This window comes from Verrucomicrobiota bacterium, from assembly GCA_019247695.1.
In the GTDB taxonomy this organism is placed as follows: Bacteria; Verrucomicrobiota; Verrucomicrobiia; order Chthoniobacterales; family JAFAMB01; genus JAFBAP01.
Genome location: JAFBAP010000049.1, coordinates 31,596 through 53,689, shown reverse-complemented (window position 1 = coordinate 53,689; position 22,094 = coordinate 31,596). Strand labels below are relative to the sequence as shown.

Sequence of the window (22,094 nt, the reverse complement as noted above, 5' to 3'; positions counted from 1 at the left end):
ACCCAACGATGGCGGTGCGGTTCCGATGGCCGGATGCGGGACCGGCGGCGTGGGCTGGGAATTACCGGTTTTTGTGTGGTAAGCGTTCAGAAATCATGCGGCACGGGGTTCGTCCCCGGCCGAGGAGCGTTCGATGAAGCACCTTCGCGTCAACGATTATAACTTGGCTTACCTTGAGGTGGGGCAAGGCCCGCCCCTCGTCTGCATCCACGGCTCGCTGTGCGATTTTCGGGTCTGGTCGCCGGTGTTGGGGCCCTTGTCCCGCCGGCACCGGGTTATCGCGCTCAGCCTGCGGCACTTCTTTCCCGAACGCTGGGACGGCCGGGGCCCCGGCTTCACGGTCGGCCAGCACGTAGCCGACGTGGTGGCCTTCATCGAGGGCCTGGGGGTTGGCGCCCTCCACCTGCTGGGCCATTCTCGTGGCGGGCACCTCGCCTTCCGGGTGGCGCAACGCCGGCCGGACCTCGTGCGCAAGCTGATTCTGGCGGAGCCCGGGGGTGATCTGGATCCCTCGCTGGCGGTCTCCGATCCGGCCGCTGCGGCTTTTCCCCCGTTGCGCGCCCACGTGGCGGCCGCGGCGGAAAAGATAGCCTCGGGAGACGTCGATGGCGGCTTGAGCCGCTTTCTCGATGGGGTCGAGGGTGAGGGCGCTTGGCGGCGGCTGCCCGCAGCCGCCCGGCAGGAGCTTCGCGACAACGCCTACACCCTGCTGGGGCAGCTCAACGAGCAGCGTCAGCCCTATTCACGGGCCGATGCGAAATCGATCCGCGTGCCGACGCTGTTCATCGGCGGGCAGGAGACGTCCGGCTCGCTCCCGGTGATCCTGCGCGTTCTGGCGGCGCACGTGCCGGGCGCGCGGGCCACGCTGATCCCGAACGCGACCCATCCGATGTTCGAACAGGATCCGGTGCGCTTCAGCGCGGCCGTTATCGATTTCCTGGACTCGTGATCCGTTTAGAAATGAGCAACAAACCCGGAAAATAGCGGCGCATCGAAACGCCGTTTATCGTCATTGAAAAACCCGGGAACGCGCCCAAGCGCGATTACGCATTTGCTCCAACGAACTGACCCGACGACATGCGGAGTCGATGGTCTGCGCAACCGCAAGCTTGCCCGTTGCAGGCACACACCTCGGAGCGTTTCCGATTCATCCCCGCCAGACTCCACGGTGAGTTGGACCTTAATCCTCATGCCGCTCTCCTCGACCGCTTTAAGGTAGCGGTGGCCTGGGACGAAAAATCAGTTCCACTCTTGCCTCGCTGGTCATGCACCCGGATGCGTTGGGCGAGCAACGCTCGTTGAGTTCATTCACTCCCGCTGGACCTGCACGGGCTCGGGCCGGTTGCCTTCCTCCACCGGCACGATCACCAGGTAACGCCGGTCATCGGAGGCGGCCGAGCCGGCCATCACCCGGCGAAGGGGACCCAGCGTGTTGACGATCGCGGCGCCGGCCGCGTTGGTTTGGAACGTACTCAAAGGCTCAAATTCCCGGTACGGGTCCGCCCGGTCCCGCACGAGCGCCAAGCGGTACGCGGCCTCGGGTTTTAGCCCGGTGACCGCGGCCTGCAGCAGGTCGATCAGGCCCTGGTTATCGAGCGTGACGGTCGTGGGCGCCGCTTGGGACGAGCTGCCGGGCGGCCCCAACAAGAGGTGCTCCGCCAAGCCCGAGGCGGACAGCGGTTCGAGGTGCGCCAAGCCGTCTCCCGTCGGCACCGCCCCCGGCACGTACACGAGGGCTTGCGACGACTGGCCCCCGTTGATCCTGGCCTCCACCTGGTTGGTCAACGCGTTGATCACGTTGATGCCGGTCCCGTTTTCCAGCGCCACGTACACGCGGGTCCCATCGCCGGAGGGCCAGATGCCGTGCGGCAGTTCGCCCGTCGGAATGGTGGCCACCAACTCGGGCGCGTCGGTCGTCGTGTAGACCTTGACCCGGTTTTCGCCTCCGACGGTGACGTACGCGAATTGGCCGTTCCGGTTACGCACAAAATTGACGTGGTTGGTGATGGGGCCGGTGTCCAGAGTGGCCAAGACCTCAAACGGGGGCTCAGCCCGAAACAGCTGGGCTTTGCCCACGTCTTTGAGGGTAAACCAGACCTGCCGGCCGTCCGGCGTGGCCGCAATGTTCGGTGAAAACGGGGACGCCTGGGGCACGGTGGCCACGATTCGGTGCGTCTGAACCTCCACGACCTTGGTTTCCGGGATGAAGCTGGAACAGACGAAGGCGTACTTGCCGTCGGGCCGAAAGACCGTCATGCCGGGCCCGTTGCCGACCACAATCCGGTCTTTCTCCTGATAAGTGGCCGGATCGATCACCGACACGTAGTCTTCGCCCCGGACCGTGACCCAGAGCTCGCTGCCGTCGGGGGTGAAAAACGGTTCGTGCGGCGACCGGCCGACGTACGTGACGTACTTGACGGCGTTAGTCGCGGCGTCGAGGAAGGTCACGGAATTGGACCCGATCGAGACGACGGCTACCGTCTTGTGATCGAAGGAGAACCCGAGCCCATGGACGAGCAACTGGCCACGGTAAAGCGGGCTCAAGTTCTGGGGCGTCACGTCCCCGAGCCGAAGCACACCAAGAAGCTGGTTGCGGGAAGGATCGTAAACCGAGACCGTGTTCGAGGTTTGGTCGGCCGTGTAGACGCGATCGTGCGCGCTGAGGGGGACGTCGGGATCACTGGCAGCATGCGGCGCTTGGGCCGCAAGGCCGGCGCCGGTCCCTGCGCAAAAGAGCAACGCCGATGCGAGGCAGTGACGAAGTCGTTTGATCATGGGGTGCACCAGTTGTTACGCTTCGGGTCGGCGGAAGAAAGGTCGTAAGCTTCGAGCGCGGCCCGCATCACTTGGATCTCGGACTGCTGAGTGACGATGATCTCCTGAGCCAAGCGCCGCAGGCGAAGGTCCTTGCCGAAGTGCAGTTCGACTTTCGCCATGTCGATCGCTCCCTGATGATAGGGAATCATCATCCGGGCGAAATCGGCGTCCGGGTTCCCGGAGCACCGAATCTTAGCCATCGCCGAGTGCATCGCAGCCATGGCCTGGTCTAACGCAATGTCCGGCGTCGGTTCCGGATTCGAAGGCGAGGCCGTCCGGAGTATGGTTATCCCGAGTGCGAGAGTAACGAGCAGGGAAGAGGTACGCATAAACTTTATGGTTCTGACCGTTGCGCAACGCCACCGGTACGCCGCAGTCGCGTCTGCCAGCCTGGCAGGGCGCTGAAAAAGTGACGATCTTCCGGATTAGTTCGGGGATTTTAGGTTAATAACGGCGATATGGGCAGGATTTTGCGGCCGTTTCTGCGCCCGGATTCAGGCATTTTCCTGAATTTGGGCACACCATTCCTCCCGCAGGCTCACGCCCGCGCCACGGCCTGCAGTGGGGACACGTTCAGCTTATACCGTTTCGGCCATGGAGGTAAAATCTTGTCTTCCTTCCCAGGTGCCGTGCCGGAGTTAAACCTATCAGACCGTATAAACGGTCTAGGCCCAACGGGCCGGGAGACCCTAGCCCAGGGGTTGATCCAGGGCGTGCACTCCTCCCTCGATCGAGCCCTGAAAGGGCGGCATAAGGCGTCGCTCCGGGACCAAAGCGCCCCCATCCAGCGGCCCTTAACTAAATGGCAGTCGAGTAAAGCCCTGGGCTAGGTTCTCCTGCCACTTCGGGGCTGAAACCCGGTCGCAATTGAATGGTATAAGGCTGGGTTCTGCCGCCGCTTCGGGGCTCAAATCGGCTCGGTCGGCCGGAGCAAGCAAGGCCACCGGCCCCCCGCTCTGGCCATCTCACCCGCGCGACGAGCAGCTCAACCAACTTGAAAACCTGTGTAACGCCTGCAGCGCCCAGAGCGCGTGGAGCAGCAGCGTCAGCGGGCTGTCTTCGGCATGCTGCCGGAAGGGCCGTTCGGGTGGCCTCAAAGCGGTGAACCGTTAGAACCTGCGGCTCCGCCGTTGGTGAGCTCTCCAGTTATTGCGCGATGTTGCCCGGGTGGATGCCCTGGGCCAAGTCGAAGGATGCACCCACCGCGCCAACCACGCACGCCTTGCGTTCCAACCCCAGGCGCTCACGGAAATAGTAAACCGGCTCGATGCCGGTGCAGTGGGCACCCAGGATCTGCGCCACCCCGAATCCTTTCAACTTGTCAGCGGTCCAGGCGAGCGCGTCCGCCTTTGCCGCAAACAAGTGGAACCCGCCGAGGGCGGCGTACACCGGCGTGTCCGGCCGCACCGTCTGGCGCGCATAAGTCAGGATGTTAATGAGCCCCGCGTGACCGCAGCCGGTCAGCACAACCAAGCCCTTAGCGGTGTCGAGGACCAGCGATTGATCCTCCGGGATGTTGTCCTCCAGCAGTTTCCCGCTGGGATCGCGCAGGTGGATGCCCGCCGGGTAATTCTTTTCCGGGTAGGGCCGCGGGACCGGACCGGTGAGCCACACGCCGGCAAAGAGCTCCTTGGGTTCGGCGTACTCGATGAATTTGCCCCCGAGCGCTTCGTAGCCGCTTTTGACTTCGGCCATGGACATCCTGCCTGAGGCCATCGCGCCCGGCGGGATCAATCGCTCCAGGAAAATGCCGCGGCCGACGTGCGCGCGGCAAAGGGCGTTGGGGTTGGCCTTGGACAGTTCGCGCCGCAAGGTTACCAGGCCCGTGACATGATCCCAGTGATGATGCGAGAGGATGGCGTCTTCAACGCCTGAAAGGTCGATGCCGAGTTCACGCGCGTTGTTGAGCACGGTATCGGGCCGGCCGCCGGCGTCAAAGAGCAGGCGTTTGCCCGCGACCTCCACCAGAGCGGAAAAGCCCCATTCGCCCACGCCCGCCGCGTCGGTCAGCATGGTGGAAAGCACGGTGACCTTCAAGGCGTGGACCGGACCCGGCTGCGGCGTGCCGGAAGCCGCACCGGCACTGGCGCTTTGCTGCGGTTGACCACTCATTTGCCCCAAGCTCGGCAACAGCAGCGCCGCGCCAACGATCAAGGCGAGGGCTGAAGGGAGGGAGAAGCGGTTCGGTGTTGGATTCGAACCGGGTGCATTCATGGGCGCAAAGGGAAAAGCGAAGCTCTGGTCGGAGGTCCCTGACTGTGGCAGGAACCGGAGGCAAGCCCTTTTTCTACCGCAGGCGCGAGAGGGGTGTCGAGGCCAAACGTCCACCAGGTTTCGGCCGTTTATCGCCGCCCGGGCCGCTCGTGGGCGGGCGCTTTGACGGAGTATATGATCGCTCCCGGCGGGGTAAAGTTCATATACGTTTCACAGGGCGCTCATAAGGTGAATGGTGGTGGCTTCACGGCACAGCCGGTCGCTTTAGGCCGGGGCGTCCTGTTGGGCGGGGTCGACCGTCCGCCGACACCAGCGCCTCGAAGTCCAAGCCGGTGATGCGGTCATTCCTGACCGAAAGCCTCTATCAAAATCAGAAACAGGTTGCGCATATCGCGATATATCGTACTATGAAAAAGCATATCTCGATAGAAGCCATGAAATCTTTCCACGGACACCCTTATGAGGACAGGCACTTCGGCCGAGGTCGATTCGAACACGAAGGCCGCGGGCATCGCGGCGGAGGGCCGGGCCGCTTTTTTGAGAGCGGTGACCTGCGTTTCGTCATCCTGCACCTGATCAGCGACGCCCCGCGCCACGGCTACGAAATCATCAAGCTGATCGAGAACCAGATGGGCGGTGCCCATGCGCCCAGCCCGGGCATTATTTATCCCACGCTCACCATGCTGGAGGAGATGGGACTGGCTGCGGTCACCGTCGAAGGCACGCGCAAACTCTATTCGATCACGGATCAAGGGCGGCGCGAACTTGATGCCAACCGCGAGATGACGGATGCCATCCTGCACCGGTTGCAACAGGCCGGCGAGCGGCACGCGCGCGACCGTTCCGGCCCGATCATGCGGGCGATGGAGAATCTCCGGATGGTGCTCCGCATGCGCGGCGACCAGTTGCCCCCTGACCAGCTCGCGGCGGTGACCGACATCATCGACAATGCCGCCAAGCAGATTGAGCGCCTGGGGTGGGACGGTAGCCCCTCCAAAAGTAAACCGCAGGACACGCTATGAACTCATGGCTCAGTCATCCCCACACCGTGGCGCTTCCCTGACGCTTGCCTTGCTCGGGTTTAGTCCACTGCCATTTAGTTAAGGGCCGGTGGATGGGGGCGCAGACCGAGAACCCCGCTCGGCCACTTGCCGGTCAACCACCTGTTGCACGTAATCCCGAAACTCGCGAAAAGTCAGCGACTCGAGGTCCTGCTGACGGCCTTCAAGCAGCACGGGCAGCACGATTTTACGAAAAAAGTCGTGGTCTTGGAGGATCTGGCGGCCGCCGGGCACCGGCGCCTGGGAATGGCCGGCCAGGAATTTTCGAACGGCGTTGACCGCCTCGGCCGGGCTGCCGTGGTGCGCCTCAAAGTCGTTGCCCGCCAAATCTGAAAGGAAGCGCTGGTGCTGGTACGGTTCGGCTTCGAGGACCAAGCCCCCGATAGGCCGCTGGCCTTCCGGCCGGTAGCGTTGCGCGCCGATGAAAAGCCCCAGTTCAAAGGGCATGTTGAAGCGCGGCAGCCGGCCTTCGGTGTCGACCCGGCTCAAGTCGTGGATGCCGAGTTCGCACTCGGCGATCATTTGCACGAGCTTGTCGATCCGCACCTGGTCGCTGTCGCCGTCCTCGCGGGCGCACCGGGCCAGGAAACCGCACCGGTGGACGGCAAAGACGATGGCGTCAAACATCGGCTGATAAGCCGCATCGAAAGGGCAATTGATGAACACGGCCCGCTTCGTCGGCCGCTGGTCCTCACTCGGTCCGGGTGGCACGCTCTGATTCGTGCACCAAAACGCTTACGCGGCGCAAGGCCGCAGAACGTTGGGCCGCTTGCAAGGCCGTTTCTCGATCGGCGAACGCCTGCGGGTCGTGCCCGGCCTGCATCACCGTCCAGCCGTTTCCTTCGGGCAGTACGTGCACGGCTTCCAAGGCTTCTTGGAAACGGGTGCGCGTCGTGGAGGCGTGGTCGGCCATGGCCCTAGCGTATCACAAAAGCTATCATTTGTCTTACGTGGGCAGGCCGTCTCTGTGCGACCCCATTGGGCCGGTCGCGAAAACGCCTGACTGCAGCCGTTCCCGGCACTTGCACGGAAAACAAAAAAGTGTAGGTAACTCCTGTTTTTAACCGTCCGCGGCGTGCAGCGTAGATCTCTCGATTCGCGGAACGCTTTGCGCCGATGCGCCGGCTTGTGCGCGCAACCGCGTAGAGGCCGCACATCCGCATCTTACGACGCCTCATGCAGGCGATAGGCGCACGCCGCCGTGCGACCAAACAGGCTTGCTTGCTCTTCGGGCGAGAGTGAGGCGGCAAAGCGGTGCACCACGTCGTACCAACGCCGGTAGGGGCACGCCACCAAGCAGACCGGCCAGTCGGAGCCGAACATCAGCCGGTGCGGGCCAAACGCCTCCAGCGCCGTCTCCAAATACGGACGAAGTTGCGCTTCGGTCCAAGCGTGGTAATCAGCCTCCGCGACCAGGCCGGAGACCTTGGCGTACACGTTCTCGCGCCGGGCAAGCTCCTTGAGATTTCGGCGCCACGGTTCAAGCAGGTTCTCTTTAACGCGCGGTTTGGCCAGGTGGTCAAGCACGAAAACCTGCTGCGGGTGCCGATCCACAAAGCGGATGGCTTCGGGTAATTGGCGCTCGTAAATGAGCAGGTCGTAGGCAAGCCCTGTCTCCCGCAGGACGGACACCCCGGCGTTGAAATCTTCGCGCAGCAGGTAACCGTCCGATTCGGCCTGGACCACGTGACGAACGGCCCGCAACCGACGGTCACCCCGGAACCGGTCCAACTCGTCGCGGAGGGAAGGTTCGGCCAGGGGCACCCAGCCGACCACGCCTTTGATAAAATCATGCTGGGCGGCCATGGTCAGTAACCAACGCGTTTCTTCGAGCGTCTGCCGTGCCTGCACCGAGACAACGGCGTCGATGCCTGCGTCGCGAATGTCTTTCTCCAAGTCCGACGGGAGGAAATCGCGGCGAATGGCGCTCATCGCGTCATCGATCCACCCGTACTGCGCCGCGGAGTACCTCCAGAAGTGGTGATGGGCGTCGATTTTCACCTTTTTATCGTTAGCGGATGGTTGGAACGGCGTTGGTGTGGGCTTAAGGGCCCGGTGCTTCCGCCAACAGATAGTTAGCAGGACCGCGTTGGGTTGAGAAGGCGTGCGTGCACGTCACCGTGGACCCAGGTCAGGGCGCACCCAATCAGGCTTCAATCATTGCTTTGATCACGCCGGTCTCGGGCCGAGTCCACGCGGGAAATTCCGTGACCGCGTCGGCAAACGAAGCGCGATGGGTGATCCACGGTCCGGTGTCAATCCGGCCCGCTTCGACGAGGTGGATGATGCGGGTGAAGTCCTGCGGCCGCGCGTTGCGGCTGGCCGAAAGGGTGAGCTCACGCCGGTGGAAGTTCGGATCGTTAAACGTGACCTCCCCCTGGAACAACCCGACGAAAACCATCCGGCCGCCATGGGCGGGGTAGTCAAAGGCGCCCATCATCGATTTGGGATTGCCGGTGGCGTCAAACACGGCCGTCGGCAGATCGCCGGAAGTAACCTGTTTAAGCGCTTCGAGCGGGTCCTGGAGCGCGGCATTGATCACGTGAGGGGCGCCCAGCCGTTCGCGGCAGAATTCGAGGCGTTTCGGGTTGATGTCGAGCACAATGGCTTGCGTTCCGGCTTCGATTGCAAATTGCACCACGGCCAGCCCAATGGGGCCGGCGCCGATGACCAGCACAAATTCGCCCGCCTCAACGCACGCACGGTCCACGGCGTGGCACCCGATCCCGAGCGTTTCGACCAGGGCCAACTGATCCAGCGTCAGCCGCTCCGAAGGGTGCAATTTGCGGCTCGGGACAACAAAGGCCTCGCGCATGCCGCCATCGGTGTGGACGCCTAACACCTGCAGTTGTACGCAACAGTTGGGCTTACCGCGGCGACAGGCAATGCAGTTGCCGCAGTTGAGGTAGGGTTCAACCGAACAGCGGTCGCCCGGTTTCACGTTTGTGGTCGAACTACCCACGGCCACCACCTCGACGCCCAGTTCGTGACCGAGGATTCGCGGGTAATTGAAAAAGGGTTGCCTGCCGTTGAAGGCATGGATGTCGGTGCCGCAAACGCCGATGCGGTGAACGCGCACGAGCGCTTCCTCGGGCTGGATCGATGCAGGCGCCGGAGGCCCTTCGGTAGACAGGAGGGCAAGGCGGCCGGGTTCCTCAAGGCGGATCGTCTTCATATTCAAGCAGAAATAAGGATGAGGTTGGCGTAAGGCGTGGCGTCCCCAGTCCGGATCAAACCGATGGCGTCAGGCACCCGTTTTTTTAAAGCCACGTGGGGTTCGCGCGTGATCGGGATGCCCTCGAGGGCATGGGCGAGTGCGGATTGGGTTTCCTCCGGGTTGCTCGAGAAAAACTCTTCCGCCACGAAGGATTGGCCGATGACAAAGTTCGTCCGGATGGCCAGGAGCACTTGCAAAACGGTCGGGATGCCGTCAACAAGGGAAAGGTCCACGATCTCCATCCCAGGCCAAAATGGAAAGCCGCGGTCGGCGATGACGAGCGCGTTGGTGTGGCGCACGCGGCTCAAGAGTGAATTAAGGTGCGGGTTAAGGATTCCGGTCTTCAGCATGGGGATCAGTTCTTAGATGGGTTTGGCCCGCCGAACGTTCAACCCGGGGAAACGCCACCCAAAAGCTTTGTTTAGCTGCCCACGAGCGGGTCGCGGTGCTCAGGACGGCCGCGGGTGAAGTTAAAACGGTGGATCGGCTTAAGGACCTCAAGCACTTCGGCCAAAAGCCCATTGTCCATCGGCTCGTCGACGTAGGCGATGTTGGCCCGAATGGCGTCGGGTTGCGCCGTGCCTACCAGCGTGGTGGCAATGTCCGGGTGCGAGCACGAGTATTGCACCGCCAGCTTGATGATGTCGATGCCTTTTGCCCGACACCACTCGACGGTTTTGCGGCAACCCTCCACGATGGCCTTGCTGGCGGGGTGCCAGGCGGGCGGGCCCTGCGGCGTCAGCAGGCCCATGCCGGTGGGCGATGCGTTGATAATACCCACGCCTTTTTCCTTGAGGTAGGGAATCAGGTCGGTCAGCGAGTCGTCGTTTAACTCGTAATGGCAGAACGACAGGATCGTATCGACCGTGCCGGGCTCGACCCGATCAAGGATGCTCGGGAAAATCTTGAGCGGCAGGCCGGTGATGCCGACAAACCGCGCCAACCCTTGCCCCTTAAGGCGGTGTAACGTGGGAAGCGTTTCGTTCACAATTTGATCGTGATCCGCAAAGTCGATGTCGTGGCATTGGATCAGGTCCACATAATTCAAGTCCAACCGTTTGAGGCTCTCGTGAAGGCTACGTTCGGTGCGCCCCGCCGAGTAATCGTAGTCGCCCTTCGCCTCACTGTAAGACCCGACTTTTGTGGCGAGGTAGTATCGATCGCGGCGGATGCCGCGGAGTGCCTTGCCCAAATTGGTCTCTGCGAGTGTCTCCCCGTAAGCCGGCGAGACATCGATGAAATTAATGCCGCCGTCCAGGGCAACCCTCACCGTCTCGATGCATTGATCGAGATTCACCGGGTGGAAGACGCCGCCGAACGACGATGCGCCGAAACTGAGCACCGATACGTCCATGCCCGTGCTTCCTAGTTCGCGGTATTGCATAGGCCTAAAGTAACTTTCCTTTCGTCAACTAAACTCCGGGCGCGGTGTAACGCCCAGCCGGCAATCGCCTTCACGCCTTCTTCTGCGCCTGCGCCCGAAACGCTAACCAAACGTCAGACTAACCATCGTATGGCCGTCGATTCGATCGATCTCGAAAACCGCATAGGGGCCTTCCGTGCGGAAGGGGACCAATGCGGCTTCAGGTACCACGGCCACCTCGCGAACGGAACGAGGGACCCTCACCCGGACCTTTACTTTGAATAACGGGATCACGTCTTCGATGACGTCCATCGTTTCACTTCGCCGCTCAGGAATAAAATGTAAAAGGTGCAGGATCCATCGACCCTGTCCCGCTTGTTCAGTGAGAGTCACCTGCAGCGTGCCGGGCCCGTCGTGTCGGACCAGAGGCTCCGGGAGCAAAAGCTCGAGCGCGTTCAGAACCAACTGCTTGCACCAGCGCGGGGCGTTGTCGTTGTACTGGCTGAAGATCGGGCTGGAAAAGTAGATGCAGCGGCCTTTACGGACGATGCCGGGCTGGACTTCCCGGCCGGAAGAGGGCGTCTGCCGGTGGGAACAGAAATGGCGGTAGGTCCGGTCGAAAAACGAACCGACGATCGGCGCAAGCACTTCGGTTTCCGCCCCGGCCCCGACGGCCATGCCCCGGCGGTACATGGCGTGTTCGGTCGCCGGCAGGCCGCGGCCGATTTCTCCCTGTGGCCGGAGGTACTCGCAGTAGTCATGGCGTTCGAACGGCTTGCCGCGAACCAGGTTGCCGTTCGAGTCGCGCGGGCCCGGACCGGCGAGCGTTACCCCGAAGAGTTCCGTGGCGAATCGGCTCCGCGTTTCGTCCAGCCCGGAAGCGAAGCTGGCGATGACGCTGCCGCCGCCTGCGACGTAGCCTTCCAGCTTTTGCCCCAGTTCCTCGTTGACCGTGATGTGGTCGGGCAGCAGCAGGACGCGGTACTTGGAAAAATCGCTGGCCGAATCCAGCACGTCAAACTGGTGGCCCCCTTGTTCAAGGAGCCGGGTCGCGCCTTTCAGGGCCTCGGGCAGCACGCCCACCGCGCCGCCGGTGAACTCTTCCGGGGTGAGCACGCCGATTTCGGTCACGGCCTGCGCGCCGGCGCACCAGGGTTCCTTGCGCGCCACTTCCCCGTAGACTTCGCCGACCAAGCGGTAAACGTCCGGGTCGATGCGCCCGCCCGGTGCGAGTTGATCGCCGATCAGGCACTTGGCGCCGTGCGCCAGCATGCGGAGGCACTCGAAGCGGAGGGCGGCCAGGTTCTTGAAAGAGTGAAAGTCGCCCCAGGAGGTGTGAAACTTGCCGGTCTGCCCTAAGCAATCGAGCCCGAGGGTTCGGGCGTAGCGGACCGTCACCGGAAAATGCAGGTAACCCCACTCGCCGCTGGGCAACGTTTCCAGCTCGAAATGGCTGTATGCTCCTTTGACCGGCCGGTGCCGAGGCCCGACGTGCCCCGCGTTGTAAAAGATCGTGCACTCCGGGTTCCGTTTGCGAACGAAGTGCGTCATGTCCTGCTTGAATTCATTGATGGTCTCGAGGCCGAACCGGTTGCGGGCGGCTTCGTCGCTGGGTTCCATGCCGGCTGCAAGCATCTTTTCGCGGCAATAACGGCAGGCGCAGGGGACGGGCCATACGATGTCGAAAAACAGGCCGTCGGTCGGGAACTGATCCAACACTTCCGCCGTGTGCTGTTTGAGGAATTCACGGTAAGGCGAGTTCACGCACAGCGTCTGGTAGAAGCCCGCTTCGAACGGGGGCGTGCCGATCACCCGGCCTTCGCCGTCCTGGGCCAGCCACTCCGGGTGGTGCGTCGCTGTGTAATAATCCCACTGGACCGTGAGGTAGATCGGCACGCGGATGCCGCGGCGGTGGCAGGCCTCGATCTGCTGGGGAAGCAACGCCTGCTGCAGGTGAGGGTGCCTGCGTTCGGGAAAGGCTTTCGAGTCAAAATAAAGCCACCCATGGTGGCAGCGCGCAAAGCAAGTAATCGAGTTGACGTTTGCTCTCGCCAGCGTCTCGGCAAACTCGTCCGGGTCGAACCCCGACCCAACGGACTCGATGCATTCGCTGGTGTGGAAGTCGAGGTGGATTTGACGAAAGCGTAATTCGGCTTCTTTCAATGTAGGTCCTTGGGTTTAGCTTATCAGGGCAGGGTGGACGGTTGGCGCGCCCGGCGTTAGCGGCCGCCAAAGCCGGAAATGGAAATCCCTTCAATGATGTATTTCTGTAACGCCACCGTGAGAATCGCCGTCGGCAGAATCGAAATTGTGGACGCGGCCATCATGTAGTTCCACTCGGTGCCGTGTTGGCCGTTAAAGAGGTTGAGACCCACCGGGACGGTGGCCATTTCGCGGGTATTGCCGACGATTAACGGCCAGAGAAAATTGTTCCAGTAACCGATGAAGGTAAACAGCGCCAGAACCGCGATTGCCGGCCGGGCCATCGGCACGATCACCGTCCAGAGGATCTGCCACCGGGTGGCGCCGTCGATGCGCGCGGCCTCTTCAAAATCCCGCGGGATGGTAAGGAAAAACTGACGGAGCAGAAACGTCCCGAACGCCGTAAAGGCCGAAGGAAGAATTAAGGCCTGATAGGTATTGACCCAGCCAAGCGATTTCATCAGCAGAAATAACGGCACGACCGTGACTTCTTGAGGAATCATCAGGGTTCCCAAATAAATCAGGAAGAGTTGTTCGCGCCGCCAGAACTGCAGCCGGGCGAAGGCGTAAGCCGAAAGGATGGATGTAAACAGCACCAGCAGCGTGCCCACCCCCGACACCACCAACCCGTTGAACATGAACCGCCCAAACGGAACGACGTTCCAGGCAGCCGGGAAATTGGACCATTGAACGGACGAACCGAACAGCCTTGGCGGAAACTGAAAAACCTCGGCATTGGGCTTAAGGGCGGTACTCAGCATCCACAGGAACGGAAAGAGCCAGAGCGCGGCGAGCACAATCATCCCCGTCTGCGAGGCAAACGGCCAAAGCCCTCGGGCGGCGGCAGCGTCAGCTTTCATAGTGCACGAATCGCTTTTGGAGCCCGAACTGCAGCGCCGTGGCCACCATGATGACGGCAAACAGAACCCAACCGATGGCGGAGGCGTAACCCATTTTAAAGTATTGGAACCCGTTGTTGTATAGGTAATAGACCACGGTCGTCGTGCTTACCCCGGGCCCTCCAGCCGTCAGCACGTAGGGTTGAACGAACACTTGAAAGGAGGTGATGAAGGTCATCACCATACCGAAAAAGATGGAGGGCGTCAGCAGGGGGAGCGTGATCCTCCGGAAGCGAGTCCACGGCTTCGCGCCGTCGATGGCGGCTGCCTCGTATAAAGGGCGCGGGATGGAACGCAACCCGGCAGAAAAGACCAGCATGTTGTAGCCAAACCCTTGCCAGACTGACATGAGAACCATGGCGGGCATGGCCAAGCGGTCCGACCCAAGCCAGTTGGGAGAAGGCAGGTGAAACAGGGTTAACGCGTAGTCAACCACCCCGTGCGGGGTCAACAGCAGTCGCCAGACCAACGCGTTGGCGACCATGGGGGTGAAAACGGGCAGAAAAAAAATGAGGCGGAAAAGCTTGCCGCCTCGAATGCCGCTGTTCAACCACACGGCGACGGCCACCGCCAAGACGAGATTTAACGGCACGTACCCGATGACAAAATAGAGCGTGGTGAGGAAAACGCGGAAGAAGACCGGGTCTTTGGTGAAAAGTCTGATGTAGTTTTCCAGTCCAATGAACCTGTGCTGTCCAAGCACCGGCCAGCTAAAAAAACTGATGACCAACGCAGCCAGCAGGGGTAGCAGCGTGAACCCAAGGAATCCGAGCCCGTTCGGCAGCAAAAAGGCGAGCACGGTAGAGGCCTTCGTGTAATCGGTGCTGGATTTCCGGGGTTTAGCGCCCCGGCGGTGGCGTTCCGCAGGGATACTGCTGTGAGGCGACACCGCCTTGGAAGGCGAGGAGGGCATAGGGACGACGCTTCCTACGAAACTTGCGCTTGCACCTGCTGCAGGGCAGTGGCCGCCGGCGTTTGCCCGTTCATCACCGGAATCCCATATTGCACGAAGAGAAGGTTAAATTGTTGCCAGTTTGGCGTGGTCTTAAACGGGACCACGCCGCCGTTGAGGGTGCTGTTGAGTATCTCCTCGCTGCCGGGCGGGGCGTTCTTGTACCAGGAGGGCTGTTGGGCTTTCCGCGCGGGAAAAGCGCGGCCGGCGCTGGCCAGGCGTTCCTCGGCCTCGTCGCTGGTCAATGCCGCGATCGCCTTGAACGCCAGGTTCCGGTCCTTGGCGGAGGACGAAATGCCAAAACCTGAGCCGCCTACGACGGTGATCGAACCCTTGCTGCCTTTAGGGATCCTCGCCAGTCCGAACTCAAACTTCGCAGAGCTTTTTGCGTTGACGACGTCCCAGGGGCCCGAGACCACCATCGCCGCGTTGCCCGCCGTCCATAAGGACCACCCCGTGTTGGCATCTTGCGTGGCGGGCAGCGGCGGCGCAACGTGGAGTTGGTGGACGAGCGCCGCGTAGGCGTCATACGCCTTAACGAAAGCGGCGTTGACGACGTCAATCTCGCCTTGAGCGTTCAGGTAAGTGGCCCCGTCCGACAAGATAAACGGGAAACAGAAGTCCGGGTAAGGAAACGCGGCGAAGCCGTATTGGTTACCGTGGGTTAGCTTCTTAGCCGTCTGCAGAAACTCGTCATAGGTCCAGTCCGCTTTGGGTTCCTGGACGTTGTCGCGTTTGAACAGGTCTTTATTATAGAAGATGATGTGGGGCCCAAAGTCATAGGGTAACGCGCGCAAGGCCCCGTCGAAGGTCAATGCCTGCAGGATCGTCGCATCGAACGCCTTGAGGTCGAAATTCTGTGCCTTGACCAACGGATCGAGCGGCTGGAATGCGGACGCGAATTGGGGAGTTCGCTGGCTCTGAATGGAAACGATGTTCTGCATGCCCCCCGAAGCGGCCTCCATCGTCATTTTGGTCCAGTAATCGCCCCAACCTGCGGTGGTCAGGTCGATCTGGAGGTTCGGGTCTTGCTTATGGGCGATGCCGGCGATTTCCTTCCAGAGGTTGATTTCCGGATCGGTGTTGCCCCACATAAACCAACTAAGCGCGCCCTTCTGGGCCGCTGCGGCCGAAGACGCCGAACGAAGTAAAAGCAAAGCCGCAGAGGACTTGGCGCTGAGGGTAAGGAAACCGCGGCGGGTCAGGCCGTCAGGGTTCAGAGGCAAGGAAGGCGAGGGGTTCATAGAGGGATGTCTGAGGGGGCTTCGACGGGTAGAAACGCAGCTTGCCCTGGATCGTCATTCTTGAAGGGGCAGCATGACCTTTGGATTCGTGAAAAGTTGGGTAACGAGGCATGGCACTTGCCGAAGCCCTTTATCCGCACGGCGAACCTCGGAGGAATCATAAAAGCCAGTCAGCTTGGGGAAACAGCTGTCAAGAAAAGGCCTGATCGGAAAACTGGTCTTGCCTCTTGACCAGGTCAATAAAAGCCAAACGTTTGGTCTGTCAAGCATGCTTCCAAAGCGAATGTGTAGGAAGCAGGCCGTCTTTATCGGGGAGCGGGAGACTCCGCGGGTCAGGGCGCCGAACCTTACGGCAGCGGTCAACGTCCAGGATACCGGCCCCGGAGCAGGTCCTCCCATTCATTGCCTGAGCACCCGGGCGCACTGGAATCTCTTTTTCCTGAATCGCGGGAAAACCACGGCGCCCGCGGACGGCCTGCCGAGGGAGCCGGGCGTATCCTCAATCCCAATTCACCCCACGTAATTGCGGGCGATCAAGGGATTGCGATCGGACGCGTATTTGTGTTGGTGCCAGTAAGGGTAAGGCTCCGGCAAGTCGCCGGCCGCTTCCAGCCGGCGAACCTCCGCTTCCGAGAGGCTCCAGCCGACGGCGCCCAGGTTATCCCGCAACTGCGCCTCGTTACGCGCGCCGATGATGACGCTGGAAACTGCGGGCCGGCGCAGGAGCCAGTTAAGCGCCACTTGCGCCACGCTTTTGCCCCGTTCCCGGCCAATGGCGTCGAGCGTCTCTACAATGCGGAAGAGGCGCTCCCAGTCCACGGTGCCGGGAGCCTCCATGTTAGCCAGGCGCGTGTTATCGGGCTGCGGCGCGCCGCGGCGGTAGCGGCCGCCGAGCAGACCGAAAGAAAGCGGGCTCCAAACCAGGATACCGACACCCTGATCCAGGCTCAGCGGAATCAGCTCGTTCTCCGTGTCACGGTGAAGCAGCGAATAATAAACCTGCTGGCTGACGTAGCGGACCAACCCCTCGCGCTCGGAGATCGCGAGGCTTTTCATCAGGTGCCAGCCCGCGAAGTTCGAGCAGCCCACGTAGCGCACCTTTCCCGCGCGCTGGAGGTCGTCAAGTGCGCGCAGGGTTTCCTCGACGGGCGTGAGCGCATCGAAGGTATGGACCTGATACAAATCAAGGTAGTCGGTGCCGAGCCGGCGCAGCGAGTCTTCGCAGGCTTTGATCAGGTGTTGACGTGACAGGCCGACGTCGTGGACCCCCGGGCCCATACGGCCAAAGCCTTTGGTAGCCAACAGCACTTGGTCACGCCGGCCTTGGATCGCCGCGCCGACAACCTGCTCGCTTGCGCCTTGGGAGTAGACGTCGGCGGTGTCTATGAGGTTCAGCCCTGCCTCCAGGCAGACGTCCAGGAGCCGTCGGGCTTCGTCCGCCTGGACATCGCCCATGTATTTGAAAAAGTCACCGCCGCCGAGGGTCATGGTGCCGAGTGCGAGGACGGGAACGTGCAAGCCGGAGCGGCCGAGGGGTCGGGTTTCCATAAGGTTTGGTGTGGTAGGTTGATAGGCCCTGGCGCGAATTTGGTTAAGGAGCTTTGTCATCGTAGGGGGCCAGCGCCACAAGCCCACACTTCCCGGCCGGTGAGCTATTGTCAAAAGTTGTATACAAAGGGAAAAGCGGCGGGGATGGCTTCCCGGGGTAGGGGCAGAGGGAACCGGGGTTCCCGCGCTCAGCAGGCGTCTTGCGGGCCGCCTGCGCCCAAATGGGCGGTACTTGCCACATTTTCCGTGCAAACTGCACGTGTCTCGAGGGAGAGTCGACTTTTCGCCGGGAGGTCAGGTTAACCGAGTCTGCAAGACCAGGGACACTCACCGGCCACGCTGGCCCGGGCCCACCGGTCCGGGACGGTCCAAAAGCTCAAGCCTCCTCCTGATCCGGGACCTAAGTAGCCTGCCCAGGCCGGTTGCTGATGGCAAAACAACCCTCGCTAACTCGGCGTTGGTGACAGATCTTTCCGCAGGAAAACCAGCGTGAGGTGCGGGCTGAGGGCTTGACGCCTTACCTCACGGTAGCCGAGTCGGTGATAAAGCCGCAGGTTCCTCTCGCTGCGATGTCCAGTGAACAGTTCGGCGTAGGATGCCTCGGCAAAGCACCGTTCCGCACGCGCCAACAGGGCCGTCCCAAGCCCTTTACCTTGCCACTCCGGGAGCACGATCAGCCGCTCAATGTGCACCGTGTTTGCTTCCAACCAACACCGTACCGAACCCACCAGCTGCCCGCGCTCAGCGATTTTGAAAAAGCATCTGCCGGCAAATTCGGCTAACAACTCAGCCGCCGTCTGCCGCAAGGGCGGCAGGTTGGGGTCGCCATAAAGCTCGGCTTCAGTCTGATAGGCGCGTCTCTGCAGGTGGAGGATCGAGGGCAGGTCATCCGCGGCGGCGCGTTGGATTTGCATGCTGTAGGCGAGGCGGAGGGTAACCCAACCAGAAGAAATGACGAGATGATTCGGCGGCAAGTTCCGCGCCGGGTTGGCTTACGTCGCCTTCCAGCACTGGCGGCACCGCCGAACTCTGAACCCTGAACCCGAACCTTACCCGCCCACCGGCACCCGGCGTACCCGAGGGTCGGGCTTGCGTACTACCCCATTTTGGGCTTGGATAGTTCGGCTCCACTCATCAGTGGGCCTAGTTCCCCTATGCGTCACTCCATCCTTTACCGCTGGTTTTCGCTGGTTTCTCCTTCGCGTTCCCGATGCACCGGTGCTGCCCTTCTGGTGTCGGCATGGGCAGGCCTCGCCGGCTTGCTGCCTGCCCCGGCCGGTGCCCAAGAGTCTTACCGGGAGCCCGATTACAGCAAGTTCCCGGCCGAGAGCGGCCCGATCACGTTGGAAGTCTGGTCATGGGTGAGCGGCTTGGACAAAGCTGCCAGCCTTTTCGAGCAGGCTTACCCCAATATCAAAGTGCACGTCAACAACGTCGGCGGCGGGCCGGCGGAGTACCAGAAGCTGCAAACCGTGATCAAGGCGGGTTCCGGCGGGCCGGACGTCGCGCAGATCGAGTACGACTTTCTGCCGTCTTTCATCGTGACTGACGGACTCGCCGACCTGGCCAAATACGGAGCCGGCAACGTAAAGGCTTATTTTGTGCCCTGGACGTGGGGGCAGGTGTCACCCGACGGGAAAATCGTGTATGCCATCCCGCAAGACACAGGTCCGCTGGCCTTGCTCTATAATAAGAAGATCTTTGATCAGTACGGGCTCACCGTTCCGGCGACCTGGGATGAATTCGCGCAACAAGCCGAGAAACTTGCCCAGGCAAGCGGCGGCAAGGTGAAAATGGCTAATTTTTACATCACGACCGGGCCTTGGTTTATGGGCTTGGTCTGGGCCGCCAACGGCGAATTTTTCAAGACTTCGGGTGACAGCTGGATTCAAACCCTGAACAGCCCGCAGTCGGAGAAAGTGCTCGCCTACTGGGACGGGCTGATAAAGAAGAAACTGGTGTCGACCATCCCCGGTTTCTCCGGCGAATTTTTTAACGCGATCGCCGGGGGCCAGATTGCCTCAAGCATCGAAGCGGCCTGGGGTCCCGGCGTTTTGGCCGCCTCAGTCAACGAGCGGACCTCCGGCGACTGGCGCGTCGCGCCGCTGCCCCAGTGGGACAAGAATCAGCCCTTTCGCAGCGGCAATTTTGGCGGTAGCTGCAACGTGGTGCTCAAACAATCGAAGCACCCGAAAGCCGCAACCCTTTTCGCCATCTGGTTGAACACGGCCAAAGGGCCGGTGCTGAATAACTGGAACAGTTACGGCATCTTCCCCGCCTCGCTTTCCGGGCTTAACGCGCCTGACCTTAACCAGCCCGACAAAAACCCGGGCAAGTTTTGCGGCGGCCAGAACGTGGCCGAGGTCTATGTCCAGGCTTCGAAGGCGGTTAACGTGGACTTCGCCTGGGCGCCTTGGTTTGCTTTCGTGAACGACAACTTCAATAAGCAGGCCGACGCATTATTTGGCGGCAGGATGACTCCCAAGCAGGCCGTGGACGCCTGGCAGAACGAATCTCTTAAGAACGCCAAAGGCGACGGCTACGAGGTCAAGGCGAAGTGAGCTGAAGCGAAGCCGGGTTCACCAGAAATCCAAAACCCCCAAACCATGCGTCAGCACCGTAAGACCGCCCTGTTGTTTCTCGCGCCTTTCCTGACCGTGTTCGTGGCTTTCTACCTGGCGCCGGTGGTCTACGCGATCTACCTCAGCCTGTTCATCCGCAAAAGGGTCGGCATCGGCCCGGCCAGGGATGTGTTTGGGGGCTTGGCGAACTACCTTCGGGCCGTTCAGGACACCGACTTCCTGAACGGCTTGAAAAACATGCTTATATTCGGGGTCGTGCAGGTCCCCATTATGCTGGGGGTGGCCGTGGCGTTGGCGCTCTTGCTGGACCGGTCCCGGGGCGCCTTCACCAAGGTGTGCCGAACCGTCTTCTTCATGCCGTACGGGATCCCCACAGCCATCGGCGCGCTGATCTGGGGATACCTGTACTCGCCGAATCTCTCGCCGTTCAACCAGTTCCTGGCCGCCCTGCACCGGGGCGCGATTGATTTCCTGTCTCCGGCATTGGTTCTGTTTTCTATCGCTAACATCGTGACCTGGACCTGGACGGGCTACAACATGATCACGCTGTTTGCGGCCCTGCAGAACATCCCTAAGGAACTCTATGAGGCTGCCCGCGTCGATGGAGCCACGCAGTGGGACATCGTGCGTGCGATCAAGGTCCCGTTGCTGATGCCCACCCTGAAGCTGTTGTTCATCTTCTCGGTCATCGGCACCTCACAGCTTTTTACCGAAGCCTTCGTGCTGCGCCCGCTCGGTTACGTGGCGGACAACATCACGCCCAACCTTTACCTTTATCTGACCGCGGCGCGCGACGCCAACTACTCGTATGCGGGAGCTTTGGCGGTTCTGCTGGCGTTGTTGATCTTCGTGATCAGCGGCCCGTTCCTGCGGCGCGTCGGTTCCTAGTTAACGAACCTGCAGACTTATGGCCTTGAAACAATCACCCTCCCAAACCGGCCCCGGCGATGCGACGGTTCCTGCAGGGCCTCCCGGAAATGTAATCGCGCCGACGCCGCCGCCCGCCACTCGGGAGGATGCCGGCGTTTCCCCCGTTCCAGGAATCTTACGGAACTTCGTGCTTGCGGCATTTCTCCTCTACTGCCTGTTACCTGCCACCTGGATCATCGTGGCCATGACCAAGGACAACGGCCAGATCTTCTCGACGTTCGGGCTGTGGTTTGCCAGTCCCACGCATTTCCTGGAGAACCTCGTCGGCCTCGTGACCTATCAAAATGGGATCTTCGTGCGCTGGTTCGGCAATTCGCTGCTTTATGCCCTCTCGATCGCGGCCGGCAGCACCGTGATTTGCGCGATGGGCGGCTACGCCTTTTCCAAATATGACTTTCCGGCGAAGGGATTTCTGTTCAACTTCATCCTGGGCACGATCATGGTGCCGTCGACGGCGCTGGTTTTGCCGTTGTTTTTGATGTTGAACAAGGTCGGCCTCGTCAACTCGATGTTAGGCGTCATTCTGCCGAGCCTTGTTAACCCATTCGGTCTCTACCTGATGAAGGTATTCTGGGATTCGTCCTTCCCCAATGAGTTGATCGAAGCTGCGCGACTGGAAGGGGCGGGTGAGGGACAGATTTTCTGGCGCATCGGCATGCCGCTGTTGCAAACGGGCCTGGTAACTGTTGCCCTGCTCTGTTTCGTGGGGGCATGGAACAACTTTTTCCTGCCGTTGATCGTCCTGAGCCAGGACAGCCTCTACCCGTTGACGCTCGGGTTGAACGTCTGGAACAGCCTGAGCTCCGCCGCGGGCGGCAAACCGGTCTATAACCTTATCGCGCTGGGTTCGCTGGTCAGCGTGCTCCCGCTGCTGATCGCCTTCATCGTGCTGGGTAAATACTGGCGCGGCGGGCTGACGGCGGGCGCCACCAAAGGTTAGGTCAAGAGTCGTTCGTTTCCGACCGGAACCAACAGGTTTACGTAAGAGACAGCCTCCGTGACTGCACCAAGTCTTGAGAGGGTCGATCCGGCCTTTGCCCTGGGGGACGCTGGGAACGGGCGGGT

General features: G+C 61.4%; 20 protein-coding genes. 5 read left to right on the top strand and 15 right to left on the bottom strand.

Translation table 11 applies throughout. The features are described 5' to 3' along the window. Positions 1-133 precede the first annotated feature (133 nt). Positions 134-949 (top strand): alpha/beta hydrolase, encoded by an 816-nt coding sequence (locus JO015_05315; GenBank protein MBV9998518.1) that lies wholly within the window; start codon positions 134-136, stop codon positions 947-949. Between the two features lie 359 nt (positions 950-1,308). Here the strand turns inward: JO015_05315 and JO015_05310 are convergent, their stop codons facing one another. The 3 genes from JO015_05310 to JO015_05300 all read right to left on the bottom strand — a co-directional run bounded on the left by JO015_05310 (position 1,309) and on the right by JO015_05300 (position 5,031). After that, positions 1,309-2,775, bottom strand: a complete 1,467-nt coding sequence (locus JO015_05310) for a beta-propeller fold lactonase family protein (protein ID MBV9998517.1) — start codon at positions 2,773-2,775, stop codon at positions 1,309-1,311. Continuing rightward, positions 2,772-3,146 (bottom strand): DUF305 domain-containing protein, encoded by a 375-nt coding sequence (locus tag JO015_05305; protein ID MBV9998516.1) that lies wholly within the window; start codon positions 3,144-3,146, stop codon positions 2,772-2,774. Before JO015_05305 ends, JO015_05310 begins: the two co-directional genes overlap by 4 nt. Positions 3,147-3,963: 817 nt before the next feature. Next, complete coding sequence (locus tag JO015_05300) at positions 3,964-5,031, bottom strand: MBL fold metallo-hydrolase (protein MBV9998515.1); 1,068 nt, start codon at positions 5,029-5,031, stop codon at positions 3,964-3,966. Positions 5,032-5,465: 434 nt separating this feature from the next. On the opposite strand from JO015_05300, the gene JO015_05295 reads away from it, so the two are divergent. Next, a complete protein-coding gene (locus JO015_05295) occupies positions 5,466-6,053 on the top strand; it encodes a PadR family transcriptional regulator (GenBank protein ID MBV9998514.1) in 588 nt (195 codons plus the stop codon). Between the two features lie 78 nt (positions 6,054-6,131). Here JO015_05295 and JO015_05290 read toward each other — a convergent pair whose 3' ends face one another. The 12 genes from JO015_05290 to JO015_05235 all read right to left on the bottom strand — a co-directional run bounded on the left by JO015_05290 (position 6,132) and on the right by JO015_05235 (position 18,431). Next, complete coding sequence (locus tag JO015_05290) at positions 6,132-6,803, bottom strand: hypothetical protein (GenBank protein ID MBV9998513.1); 672 nt, start codon at positions 6,801-6,803, stop codon at positions 6,132-6,134. Beyond that, entirely contained in the window at positions 6,784-7,005 is a 222-nt protein-coding gene (locus JO015_05285) for a DUF2188 domain-containing protein (protein MBV9998512.1), read from the bottom strand. The genes JO015_05290 and JO015_05285 overlap by 20 nt, the downstream gene beginning before the upstream one ends. A 251-nt stretch (positions 7,006-7,256) precedes the next feature. After that, entirely contained in the window at positions 7,257-8,093 is an 837-nt protein-coding gene (locus JO015_05280; protein ID MBV9998511.1) for an amidohydrolase family protein, read from the bottom strand. A gap of 145 nt (positions 8,094-8,238) precedes the next feature. After that, positions 8,239-9,267, bottom strand: a complete 1,029-nt coding sequence (locus tag JO015_05275; GenBank protein ID MBV9998510.1) for a zinc-binding alcohol dehydrogenase family protein — start codon at positions 9,265-9,267, stop codon at positions 8,239-8,241. 2 nt (positions 9,268-9,269) lie between these two features. Further along, positions 9,270-9,659: a D-ribose pyranase gene (rbsD, locus tag JO015_05270; protein ID MBV9998509.1), complete on the bottom strand. Its 390-nt coding sequence runs from the start codon at positions 9,657-9,659 to the stop codon at positions 9,270-9,272. 71 nt (positions 9,660-9,730) lie between these two features. Then, positions 9,731-10,693: an aldo/keto reductase gene (locus JO015_05265; protein ID MBV9998508.1), complete on the bottom strand. Its 963-nt coding sequence runs from the start codon at positions 10,691-10,693 to the stop codon at positions 9,731-9,733. Between the two features lie 102 nt (positions 10,694-10,795). Then, entirely contained in the window at positions 10,796-12,835 is a 2,040-nt protein-coding gene (locus JO015_05260) for a beta-galactosidase trimerization domain-containing protein (GenBank protein MBV9998507.1), read from the bottom strand. Between the two features lie 56 nt (positions 12,836-12,891). Beyond that, positions 12,892-13,734, bottom strand: coding sequence for a carbohydrate ABC transporter permease (locus JO015_05255; GenBank protein MBV9998506.1), 843 nt, complete (start codon positions 13,732-13,734; stop codon positions 12,892-12,894). After that, the gene (locus JO015_05250) at positions 13,724-14,686 is read right to left on the bottom strand and encodes a sugar ABC transporter permease (GenBank protein MBV9998505.1); all 963 of its coding nucleotides are present in this window, start codon (positions 14,684-14,686) and stop codon (positions 13,724-13,726) included. Before JO015_05250 ends, JO015_05255 begins: the two co-directional genes overlap by 11 nt. A gap of 14 nt (positions 14,687-14,700) precedes the next feature. Next, complete coding sequence (locus tag JO015_05245; GenBank protein MBV9998504.1) at positions 14,701-15,819, bottom strand: sugar ABC transporter substrate-binding protein; 1,119 nt, start codon at positions 15,817-15,819, stop codon at positions 14,701-14,703. A gap of 660 nt (positions 15,820-16,479) precedes the next feature. Further along, positions 16,480-17,517, bottom strand: a complete 1,038-nt coding sequence (locus JO015_05240) for an aldo/keto reductase (GenBank protein ID MBV9998503.1) — start codon at positions 17,515-17,517, stop codon at positions 16,480-16,482. 446 nt (positions 17,518-17,963) lie between these two features. Next, positions 17,964-18,431 carry a GNAT family N-acetyltransferase gene (locus JO015_05235; protein ID MBV9998502.1) on the bottom strand — a complete coding sequence of 156 codons (468 nt, stop codon included), beginning with the start codon at positions 18,429-18,431 and terminating at the stop codon, positions 17,964-17,966. A gap of 240 nt (positions 18,432-18,671) precedes the next feature. Here JO015_05235 and JO015_05230 point away from each other — a divergent pair, with 240 nt between their 5' ends. The 3 genes from JO015_05230 to JO015_05220 are packed head-to-tail and all read left to right on the top strand — an operon-like array spanning position 18,672 to position 21,969. Then, entirely contained in the window at positions 18,672-20,078 is a 1,407-nt protein-coding gene (locus tag JO015_05230; GenBank protein MBV9998501.1) for a sugar ABC transporter substrate-binding protein, read from the top strand. Between the two features lie 45 nt (positions 20,079-20,123). Next, the gene (locus tag JO015_05225) at positions 20,124-20,987 is read left to right on the top strand and encodes a sugar ABC transporter permease (protein ID MBV9998500.1); all 864 of its coding nucleotides are present in this window, start codon (positions 20,124-20,126) and stop codon (positions 20,985-20,987) included. A gap of 19 nt (positions 20,988-21,006) precedes the next feature. Continuing rightward, on the top strand, positions 21,007-21,969 hold the full coding sequence (locus JO015_05220; protein MBV9998499.1) for a carbohydrate ABC transporter permease: 963 nt from the start codon (positions 21,007-21,009) through the stop codon (positions 21,967-21,969). Positions 21,970-22,094: the final 125 nt, after the last annotated feature.

What these genes read in the sequence shown, in the direction of transcription:
- JO015_05305 (MBV9998516.1), bottom strand. Translation starts at nt 3,146, where the DNA reads ATGCGTACCTCTTCCCTGCTCGTTACTCTCGCACTCGGGATAACCATA.
- JO015_05255 (MBV9998506.1), bottom strand. Translation starts at nt 13,734, where the DNA reads ATGAAAGCTGACGCTGCCGCCGCCCGAGGGCTTTGGCCGTTTGCCTCG.
- JO015_05265 (MBV9998508.1), bottom strand. Translation starts at nt 10,693, where the DNA reads ATGCAATACCGCGAACTAGGAAGCACGGGCATGGACGTATCGGTGCTC.
- rbsD (MBV9998509.1), bottom strand. Translation starts at nt 9,659, where the DNA reads ATGCTGAAGACCGGAATCCTTAACCCGCACCTTAATTCACTCTTGAGC.
- JO015_05315 (MBV9998518.1), top strand. Translation starts at nt 134, where the DNA reads ATGAAGCACCTTCGCGTCAACGATTATAACTTGGCTTACCTTGAGGTG.
- JO015_05300 (MBV9998515.1), bottom strand. Translation starts at nt 5,031, where the DNA reads ATGAATGCACCCGGTTCGAATCCAACACCGAACCGCTTCTCCCTCCCT.
- JO015_05245 (MBV9998504.1), bottom strand. Translation starts at nt 15,819, where the DNA reads ATGTGGGGCAACACCGATCCGGAAATCAACCTCTGGAAGGAAATCGCC.
- JO015_05275 (MBV9998510.1), bottom strand. Translation starts at nt 9,267, where the DNA reads ATGAAGACGATCCGCCTTGAGGAACCCGGCCGCCTTGCCCTCCTGTCT.
- JO015_05285 (MBV9998512.1), bottom strand. Translation starts at nt 7,005, where the DNA reads ATGGCCGACCACGCCTCCACGACGCGCACCCGTTTCCAAGAAGCCTTG.
- JO015_05225 (MBV9998500.1), top strand. Translation starts at nt 20,124, where the DNA reads ATGCGTCAGCACCGTAAGACCGCCCTGTTGTTTCTCGCGCCTTTCCTG.
- JO015_05235 (MBV9998502.1), bottom strand. Translation starts at nt 18,431, where the DNA reads ATGCAAATCCAACGCGCCGCCGCGGATGACCTGCCCTCGATCCTCCAC.
- JO015_05230 (MBV9998501.1), top strand. Translation starts at nt 18,672, where the DNA reads ATGCGTCACTCCATCCTTTACCGCTGGTTTTCGCTGGTTTCTCCTTCG.
- JO015_05295 (MBV9998514.1), top strand. Translation starts at nt 5,466, where the DNA reads ATGAAATCTTTCCACGGACACCCTTATGAGGACAGGCACTTCGGCCGA.
- JO015_05310 (MBV9998517.1), bottom strand. Translation starts at nt 2,775, where the DNA reads ATGATCAAACGACTTCGTCACTGCCTCGCATCGGCGTTGCTCTTTTGC.
- JO015_05250 (MBV9998505.1), bottom strand. Translation starts at nt 14,686, where the DNA reads ATGCCCTCCTCGCCTTCCAAGGCGGTGTCGCCTCACAGCAGTATCCCT.
- JO015_05240 (MBV9998503.1), bottom strand. Translation starts at nt 17,517, where the DNA reads ATGGAAACCCGACCCCTCGGCCGCTCCGGCTTGCACGTTCCCGTCCTC.
- JO015_05220 (MBV9998499.1), top strand. Translation starts at nt 21,007, where the DNA reads ATGGCCTTGAAACAATCACCCTCCCAAACCGGCCCCGGCGATGCGACG.